Genomic DNA, 8,723 nt, shown 5'->3' with positions numbered 1-8,723 from the left:
GCCTGCAGGTCTTCAACACGCCGGTCATCGCCAATGCCGCCAACGCGCTGCTGGTGCAGGGCTCGATCCTGGGATTCTCCGTGGGTGTGAACGCGCTCAACGCCTCCGCGCTGGAGGTGGTGGTGGGGCAGAACGGCTCGATCCTGTCCAACGGCCGCGGCATCCAGGCGGATGTTACCGACAACACCCGCATCATCAATCACGGCAGCATCAACGGCACCATCACCGCGCTGGAGCTGACCTCGGACAGCGCCGCCGTCCTCGCGATCAATCATGACGTGGTCAACACCGGGGTGCTCAGCTCGACCCGGGGGCCGACGGTGCTGCTGGAAATGGCCAACACCGGCTTCATCGAGTTTTCCAACAGCGGCCAGATCGTCTCGTCCTCGGACGCGATCGACAATTCCATGAGCGTCTCGGGGCTGGCGATCTTCCGCAACACCGGCGAGATCCTCGCCGGGCAGGATCTCGATGCCTTCGGCAACGTGGACTTCGCCTTTCTCGGCGGGTCGGTGGTGGAATATTTCATCAACCAGGGGGTCGTCAGCGGCGAGATCAACATGGGCGGCGGGGCCGATTTCTTCAACGGCAACGGCGGCACGGTCTCGGGCACGGTCAAGGGCGGCACCGGCAACGACACGTTGCAGGGCGGCGAGAACGCCGACGTGCTGGAGGGCGGCGAGGATGCCGACCTGCTGATCGGGCGCGGCGGCGACGACGTGCTGGCGGGGGACGCCGGCAACGACATGATGCTGGGCGGTGCGGGCAACGACAGCATGACCGGCGGCAACAACAACGACACGATGAACGGCAACGCCGGCGACGACACGATGGAGGGCGGCGCCGGCAACGACATCCTGGTCGGCCAGGACGGGTCGGACGTGATGGACGGCGGCGCGCTCGATGACACGATGGACGGCGGCAACGGCGATGACATCCTGGAGGGGGGCACCGGCAACGACATCCTGCGCGGCCGCGCCGGCGAGGACGAGCTTGCGGGCGGCGACGGGCGCGACTTCCTGACCGGCGGCCAGGACGCGGATGTCTTTGTCTTCCGGTCGCTGTCGGAAACCGTGGTCGGCGCCAACCGCGACCAGATCCTGGATTTCGAACAGGGGCTGGACAATATCGTGGTGGCGGGGCTGTCGCCGGGCGTCTTCGAGTTCCGCGGCACCTCGCCCTTTGCGCCCTCGGGCAACCCGGAACTGCGGCTGGTCGAGACGGCCACGGGATCGACCATCGTGCAGCTGGATGCCAATGGCGACGGCACCGCGGATGCGGAAATCCGCGTGGCCAACGTGACCGGGCTGACGGCGGACGACTTCACGCTCTGAGGGCCTGGGCGGGGGTCTGCCCGCCTTTTCCCGAAGGTGTTGACGTTCCGGGGCGGGTTCGCAAGGCTCAGCCCCGGGGGCATGGCCATGTGGTCGCGCCGATTTTCCGGCTGCGCAGGGAGGCATCGCGTCCCGGTTCGAAACCGCCGGCCCGACCCGTTCAAGCAAGACCTGACAGGACAATAGATTATGGCCATACGCACAATTGTGAGCACCACCTCCGGCATCGACGTCGACACCTCCGGCGATCTCTGGGTCCTCCGCGACGGCTTCAGCCTCGGCAACGCGGGGGATGCCTTCGATTTCCTGGCGTTCAGCAACAGCAGCCTGCTGGTCGAAGGCCTCGTCTATTCCCAGACCGATGCGATCGATTCCGACGCTGGCTCTTCCTACAACACCGTCACGGTGACCGCGACCGGGACGGTCTATGGCGACAGCGACGGCATCGAGCTGGGCGGGGACAACCACGAGGTCTTCAATTACGGCACGGTCACGGGTGTCAATGACCGTGGCATCCAGCTGATCGGCGACGGGGGCGAGGTGGTGAACACCGGCACCGTCTCGGGTCAAAGCGACGGCCTGTCGCTCGAGGGGGACAACGGGGTCCTGGTCAACCACGGTTCGATCAGCTCGGCCGCCTTCGACGGCGTGAATGTCAACGGGACCGGCAACTACATCAGCAACAGCGGCCAGATCGTGGGCGCGCGCTACGGGGTCGAGTTCAATACCGTGCTTGCCGAGACCAATACCCTTGTCAACACGGGCACGATCACCGCCAATGTCACGGCGGTGCGCGGCGATTTCGGCGACGAGACGGTGATCAACAGCGGCACCATCCTCGGCCTGGTCGAGCTGCTGGACGGGGCCGATTTCTTCAACGGCAACGGTGGCACGGTTTCGGGCGCGGTCAGGGGCGGCGCCGGCAACGACACGCTGCAGGGCGGCGAGAACGCCGACGTGCTGGAGGGCGGCGACGATGCCGACCTGCTGATCGGGCGCGGCGGCGACGACGTGCTGGCGGGGGACGCGGGCAGTGACATGATGCTGGGCGGTGCGGGCAACGACAGCATGACCGGCGGCAACAACAACGACACGATGAACGGCAACGCCGGTGACGACACGCTGCAGGGCGACGCCGGCAACGACATCCTGGTCGGCCAGGACGGGTCGGATTTCCTCGACGGCGGCACGCTGGAAGACACGCTGGACGGCGGCAACGGCGACGACATCCTGGAGGGGGGCGCCGACAACGACATCCTGCGTGGCCGCGCCGGCGAGGACGAGCTGGCGGGCGGCCTCGGCCGCGACTTCCTGACCGGGGGCCAGGACGCGGACCAGTTCGTGTTCCGCAGCACGGCGGAAACCGAGGTCGGCGCCAACCGCGACCAGATCCTGGATTTCGAACAGGGGCTGGACACGATCGTGGTGGCGGGGCTGTCGCCGGGCGTCTTCGAGTTCCGCGGCACCGATGCCTTTGCCCCCTCGGGCAACCCGGAACTGCGGTTGCTGGAAACCGCCACGGGCTCGACCATCGTGCAGCTGGATGCCGATGGCGACGGCATCGCGGATGCCGAGATCCGCGTGGCGGGCGTGACCGGCCTGACGGCGGAGGATTTCACGCTCTGACGCTTGTGCGGCGTCCCGCCCGCTGCCAGAAAGCGGGCATGGACGATCCCGCCGAGACCCTGAACCTGGCCCTGCTGGAGGTGCTGCGCGACCGCGTGACCGAGGCGGGCGCGGCGCCGGGCGTGGATTTCGACGCCTGGGTGCTGGAGCTCTTGCAGGGCTACCGGCTGTTGCGCGGCACGGGCCGGATCACCGCCGGCGAACAGCGGCTGATCCTCGAGGTCATGCGCGGGCTGGAAACCCGCCACGGGCCGCCCCGCGACCAGGTGCCGGCCCAGCCGCAGCGCTACATCGCCTCCTACCCGCGCTCGGGCAACACCATGACGCTGGGCATGCTGAAGGCGCTGACCCCGGTGCTGACCACCTCGGACATGCGCGACAGCAAGCTTTGCACCATGCCGGCGCTGGAACGCCCCGGCTTCCCGGCGCTGCGCCTTGCCAAGACCCACCAGGTGCCGGCCTGGCGCCCGGAAAACCGCTATCTCTTCGTCTTCCGCGACCCGCGCGACCTGCTCCCCTCGCTGGCCTACATGACGCTGAAGGCCGGGGAGCACGCATTCACCGAACGCCACCAGATGGCCGAGTTCATCGCCTTCCTGCATGAGCGCTACGTCTTTGGCAGCTGGCTGGACTTTGCCCGCGCGGCGCTGGCCCTGCAGGGGCATGAGAACGTGGCGATCGAACAGTACGACGCGCTGGACGGCGACTGGCGCGCGCTGGCGCGGGTGGCGGCGTTCCTGGGACTGGACGTGACCGAGACCCGGCTGCGCGCCGCTTTTGCCGACCGGGGCCGGACCCTGGAGAAGATGCGCGACAAGCCGCGCTGGGGGCTGGACGGGGCCGCGCCGCCGGGCAGCCTCTACGAGGCCTGGATGGCGGCGCGCGGCGGCAGTTCCTGGCGCGAGACGCTGGACGAGGCGGCGAAGGAGGCGCTGAAATCGCGCGGCTATACCCCGGCCCTGATCGCGCTGGGATATGCAGAGGACGACAGCTGGTAGGGGACGGGGTGTTTCGCGCGCGAAACACCGGGCGCCGCAGGCCTCAGGCCTCGGCCTTGTCCATGAACTCCTGCGCCACGGCCTCGGCGCCGGCGATGAACTCCGGTGCCAGCTCGCCGCGTTCCGCCGGGCAGGCCAGGTAGTAGCTGGGCAGGAACTTGTCATAGGCCATCCGCCGCCGCGTCACCTTGTTCAGGAAGATGTCGTAGAGCGTGTAGTCGAGATCCTCGAAGAAGCCCGAGAACTCGGCCATCGTGTAGCCGTTCAGCTGTGCCGCGTGGCGCGGCGTGTTCTCGAAGCAGATCACCGGGCGCAGGTCCTTCAGCAGCTGACGGCCGCCGCGCAGCGCCGGGAACTCGGCATGTTCGATGTCCAGCTTGATGAAGGCGCAGGAGGTCAGCCCCTCGTCGCGGGCAATCTGGTCAAGCTGCACGAAGGCCACGTCGACGGGCTTTTCCTCGCCTTCCTCGCCGGGGTGGACGTGGTCGGAGTAAAGCGACGACCAGCCCGAGAAATTCTCGCGGACGTAGAAGGTGGCGTGCCCCTCGCGGTCGGCGGCGGCGCCTTCGACGATCTTGAGCGTGTCGCGGAAGGCCGGGTCCTTTTCGATCCGCTCGACCAGGGCGGCGGCGACGCCGGGGCTGGCCTCGATGCCGATGCCGCGGCCCGAGGGCCCCACCCGCCGGGCCATCGGGAAGAGGTGGTGGCCGACCCGCGCGCCCACGTCGATGAAGGTGTCGCCCGGCTGCAGGACCTCGGTGTAGTAATGCGCCAGCAGGCGTTCGCAGAAATCGTGGTGCGTGCGCTGGTAGAGGATCAGGTCTTCGATCCGGGCGGGGTCGTTCAGCATGGGCAAGGCTCCGGTGGCGCCCGCCCCGGTGACCGGGGGGACGCCGGTCAAGGTCAGATGTAGTTGTAGCGCAGCAGGGTCGAGGAATAGGTCTTGTTGATCTCGGCGATCGTCTCGGGGCTGAGCTTGGTCATGTAGTTCTGCGGGTGCACCTGGCGGATGTGCTTGGAGGCGTCCTCGGCCTTGGGCACCACGTTGAAGCGGTTGGCCAGGTTCATCGGCTGGCCGGGCTGCATCTTCCATTCGAGGAAGTTGAGCATCGACATGATCCACTTCTTCTTCATGTAGATGATTTCCTCGTACTGGAAGAGCCGGGCCTTCGGGTGCGTCTTGAGCACCTCGGAATAGGTTTCCAGCTTCTTGACGAAACCGCCGACCTCGCGCAGGGCGAACTCGTTGATGTCGCTGCCCAGCGTCTTCTTGCGCTGCTCTTCCATGTGCTTGTAGAGCTTGTCGTCCGCGTCCTTGCCCGGCATCGGGTGGCTCTGCGACAGCGAGAAATACTGCGACACGACCGCGTCGCGCGGGTCGCGCACCAGCACGATCAGCGGGCAGTCGTTCAGGCAGGGGATCTCGTACTGGTTCGGGAAGTAGCGGAAGCCCGAGTAGACATAGCCCCTGGGCTTGAAGATCTGGCTGGTGTCGGCGGGGATGTCCGCGTCCGAGATGCCGGTGTTGAAGAAATGCGACTGGATGTCGACGAACTCGTAGTCCAGCATTTCGCAGGCGGCGCGGATGAGATTGTTCATCAGCGTCGAGCCGGACTTGTGCACCGACATGAAGAAGACGGAGGGGATCTCGGGGCTGCGCGACTCGGGCAGTTCGTAGATCGTCTTGCCCTTGTAGGCGATGCTGGCGGTCATTGGTGTCTTGTCCTCGTCTCTTGCCGGCCCCGGTTGTTCCCCGGTCTCTGGCGTGATCTCTGCCCTGGTCCCTGCCCGGCTCTCTGCGCGGGGGACCGCGGCCTTGCGGCCGCGCCAAAGCCTCATGTTTCTTGCCATTCTCGTCAACGCCCCATCTAGAGGTCCCGCAGCACCGACAAAAGCCGGTCTTTCGGTGTGGCGGCCAGGATACGTTCCAGCCCGTCCAGGTCGGCGCTGTGCCAGGGGTAGAGCCGCTTGAACCGGCTCATGGCCTCGCCGTCGCCGGCCCCTTCGGCATCCCAGTCATAGGTCGGGCGGGTCTGGTCGCGCCCGGTCATGACGTAGTGGACAAAGGGATTCATGCCAGCATCCGCCACGTCGGAATTGCGCAACAGGTAATGGCGGCCGTCGAAGAAGGGGTTGGGCTGCGCGCCCATGTCGTGCCCGACCTCGAGGTAATGCAGGATCGGGTCCTTGAAGGGACTGTCCGCGCCCATGTAGCGCGCCCGGTACCAGTCCTCGTAGAAGAGGCCCGAGCGGCGCAGCAGTTCGGCCTGGCTTTCCATCTGTTCGGGGTTCGACAGGATCGCGCGTTCGCCGAAAAGCTGCAGGTAGAGCCGTTCCACCGCCTTGACCGAGGGCGTGTTGGTGCGCGCCACGCGGAAACTCTCGCGCATGCATTGCAGGGTGCGCTTGGCCGACATGCCGCCGCCGACATAGGTGGCGATGACCGAATGGCAGTGCACGAAGCTGGCGCCCTTCGCCCGCATCGAGAACATGAAGTTGTGGTCGGCGGTGATGTCGAAGCTGAGGTCGTAGCCCTCGGTCGCCAGCAGCGCGCGCCGGGTCAGCGTGGCCTGGTGGCAGGGGATGCCGGTCCACCAGCCGGGCTTGAACTTGCCGGCCTGCAGCTGCGCCCAGGTGTCGGTGAAATCGGCGGCCTTGTGCAGGTTCGATACGCCGGTGTCATGGCGGTAGATATGGTCGCCGGTGATGAAATCCGGCAGTTCGCGCCGGCCCAACCAGGCCCCGGGCCCGCCGAAGACATTGTGCATCGCCACCTCCAGCGAGGTGGGCAGGTGGAAATAGTCGCCGGCGTTGATGAAGATGACGTAATCGCCGGTCCCCATGCGCGCGGCCTTGTTCATCGCGTCGTAGACACCCTTGTCGGGCTCGCTGACATAGTGGTCGAACCGGCTCTTGTGGCGTTCGAGGATCTCGACCGTGCCGTCGTTCGAGGCCCCGTCGACCACCACCACCTCCATGTTGCGGTAGGTCTGGGCAAAGATCGAGGTCAGGGTCTCCTCGACCTCGTCCTTCGAATTGTAGCAGACCACCGCGACCGAGACCTTTGGCAGCGGCTCGCGGGTGACGCGTTTTTTCGCGAATCCCTTGCCGAGACCCGCGCGGACATAGGCGCCCAGCTCGCGGTAGGCATCGGGATCGCCGAGGTCGTCCTTGAACAGCAGGTCCGACAGGCGGTTCTTCATGTCCCACTGCCATTCGCGGTGCCCGTGCACCACGGTGCGCCAGGCGCGGCGGCCGATGCGGGCATGGTTGGCCAGTTCCAGCGGTTTCGGCCGGTCCACGTCGTAGAGCAGCCCGTTGACCCCGTGGGTGATGTATTCGTTCATCGTGGGGTTGTCGGGGGCGATCACGCATTTGCCCGCCGCCATCGCCTCGAGGAAGGACATGCCGATGCCCTCGAATTCCCGGGGGGCGACGTAGATGTCGCACTCGTCGACGATGCGGCGATAGTCCGAGGCCTTGTCGAACCAGGTCGAGACGGTGAGCGGGCGCTCTGCCTGTTCCGCCTCCACGTCGACCGCGTCGCGCAGCGAGGGATCGCCGGCCAGGTGCAGGTGGAAGGGCAGGTCCGGCATCTTCGAGACCAGCGTCTTGACCGTGTCCCAGCTGGGCCGGTCGGTGCGCTGCCAGAAAAACGCCTTGGGCGGGCGCGGTTTCTTCAGCCGGTCCCAGACCGGGGTGGAAACCGGTTTCGGGAAGTAGCGGAAGAAGAAGGAATTGACGCCCAGGCTGGCGACGCGGAAATGCAGCGTGGGCGAGAAATTCACCACCCGCACGTCGTCGCGATGCGCCATCGACTGCCAGTAGTCGTCGCCCAGCATCCGCGCGCCGTCGTACATCGGCACGAAGACCAGGCGTTTCGCCAGCCGCCGCTCGGCGATGGTGCGGGCCAGCATCTCGATCTGGAAGACGCAGATCAGGTCGTAGTTCTCGGCCTCGAGCGCATCGAGGTCGAAGGCCGCCAGCGTCGCCGGGTCGGGCAGCGTGTCGCGGCGGTGGAAGGTGGTGGCATTGGCCTCCAGCAGGTCGGCCATGAAGTTGGTCGAGGCCGTCTTGCGGTGGTATTCGTGGCCGATGTAGCAGATCTTCATCGGTGGCCCTCCCGGATCAGCTGTCGCGCTTGTCGAGCTGGTTGAGCAGCGAGAAGATCACCGCCTCGTAGCGCGCCTCGCGGGCGCGGGCATCGTGCAGGCGCATCAAGGCCTCGGTCATGTCCAGCGGATCGGGCTGTGCCGGGCGGATCGCCACGCGGCGCTGGGTGACCACCAGGCTCAGCGGGCGGTGGCCCTGGTCGGCGCCCCAGAACTGGCCTTCCTTGACCAGGTCGATGTCCAGGATCAGCTCTCCGGGGACCTCCGCGGGGACGGTGACCAGCATGTTGCGGGTGTAGTGACGGCCCTTCTGGGCGGAAAAGGCATCGCTTTCGGCGCGGTATTCGCCGACCAGCGCGCCGCGTACCGGTTCCTCGGGCAGGCCGGTGTTGACGTAGAGCTTGGCGCCGATCTTCACCGGCTCGGAGTCGTCCCCGTAAAGCGCCAGCGGCGCGCCCTTGCCCACCGACAGCGTCACCGGGACCGATGTCGTGCCTTCGCCGCTGAAACAGAAAAAGGGCTGCTCGACGCGCAGGTCGTAATGCAGGCTACTGGAATCGAAGAGGTTCTCGGCGGGGCTCGACTGGTCCATGTGGTTGGCAGATCCGTCCATGGTGGTTCTCAATATGTCCTCGGCCTCGGAAACATCTGCC

General features: G+C 66.6%; 7 protein-coding genes. 3 read left to right on the top strand and 4 right to left on the bottom strand.

The window, feature by feature from the left end:
- The 3 genes from G9Q80_RS11560 to G9Q80_RS11550 all read left to right on the top strand — a co-directional run.
- Positions 1–1,334, top strand: a 1,334-nt coding sequence (locus G9Q80_RS11560; RefSeq protein ID WP_282593845.1) for a calcium-binding protein, incomplete at its 5' end; no start/stop codon positions are given.
- A gap of 189 nt (positions 1,335–1,523) precedes the next feature.
- On the top strand, positions 1,524–2,960 hold the full coding sequence (locus G9Q80_RS11555) for a calcium-binding protein (RefSeq protein WP_210426192.1): 1,437 nt from the start codon (positions 1,524–1,526) through the stop codon (positions 2,958–2,960).
- Positions 2,961–2,998: 38 nt separating this feature from the next.
- Positions 2,999–3,958, top strand: coding sequence for a sulfotransferase domain-containing protein (locus tag G9Q80_RS11550; RefSeq protein ID WP_168246484.1), 960 nt, complete (start codon positions 2,999–3,001; stop codon positions 3,956–3,958).
- Positions 3,959–4,001: 43 nt separating this feature from the next.
- Here the strand turns inward: G9Q80_RS11550 and G9Q80_RS11545 are convergent, their stop codons facing one another.
- The 4 genes from G9Q80_RS11545 to G9Q80_RS11530 form a co-directional block, all read right to left on the bottom strand.
- Positions 4,002–4,808, bottom strand: a complete 807-nt coding sequence (locus G9Q80_RS11545) for an FkbM family methyltransferase (RefSeq protein WP_043147246.1) — start codon at positions 4,806–4,808, stop codon at positions 4,002–4,004.
- A 53-nt stretch (positions 4,809–4,861) separates the two neighbouring features.
- Positions 4,862–5,671: a sulfotransferase domain-containing protein gene (locus tag G9Q80_RS11540; protein WP_043147247.1), complete on the bottom strand. Its 810-nt coding sequence runs from the start codon at positions 5,669–5,671 to the stop codon at positions 4,862–4,864.
- A gap of 155 nt (positions 5,672–5,826) precedes the next feature.
- A complete protein-coding gene (locus G9Q80_RS11535; RefSeq protein WP_069211132.1) occupies positions 5,827–8,070 on the bottom strand; it encodes a glycosyltransferase in 2,244 nt (747 codons plus the stop codon).
- Between the two features lie 16 nt (positions 8,071–8,086).
- Positions 8,087–8,683: a hypothetical protein gene (locus G9Q80_RS11530; protein WP_168246483.1), complete on the bottom strand. Its 597-nt coding sequence runs from the start codon at positions 8,681–8,683 to the stop codon at positions 8,087–8,089.
- Positions 8,684–8,723 lie beyond the last annotated feature (40 nt).

The organism is Mameliella sp. LZ-28, assembly GCF_012274245.1.
Classification (GTDB): domain Bacteria; phylum Pseudomonadota; class Alphaproteobacteria; order Rhodobacterales; family Rhodobacteraceae; genus Antarctobacter; species Antarctobacter albus.
This window is presented reverse-complemented; position numbering and strand designations above follow the sequence as displayed.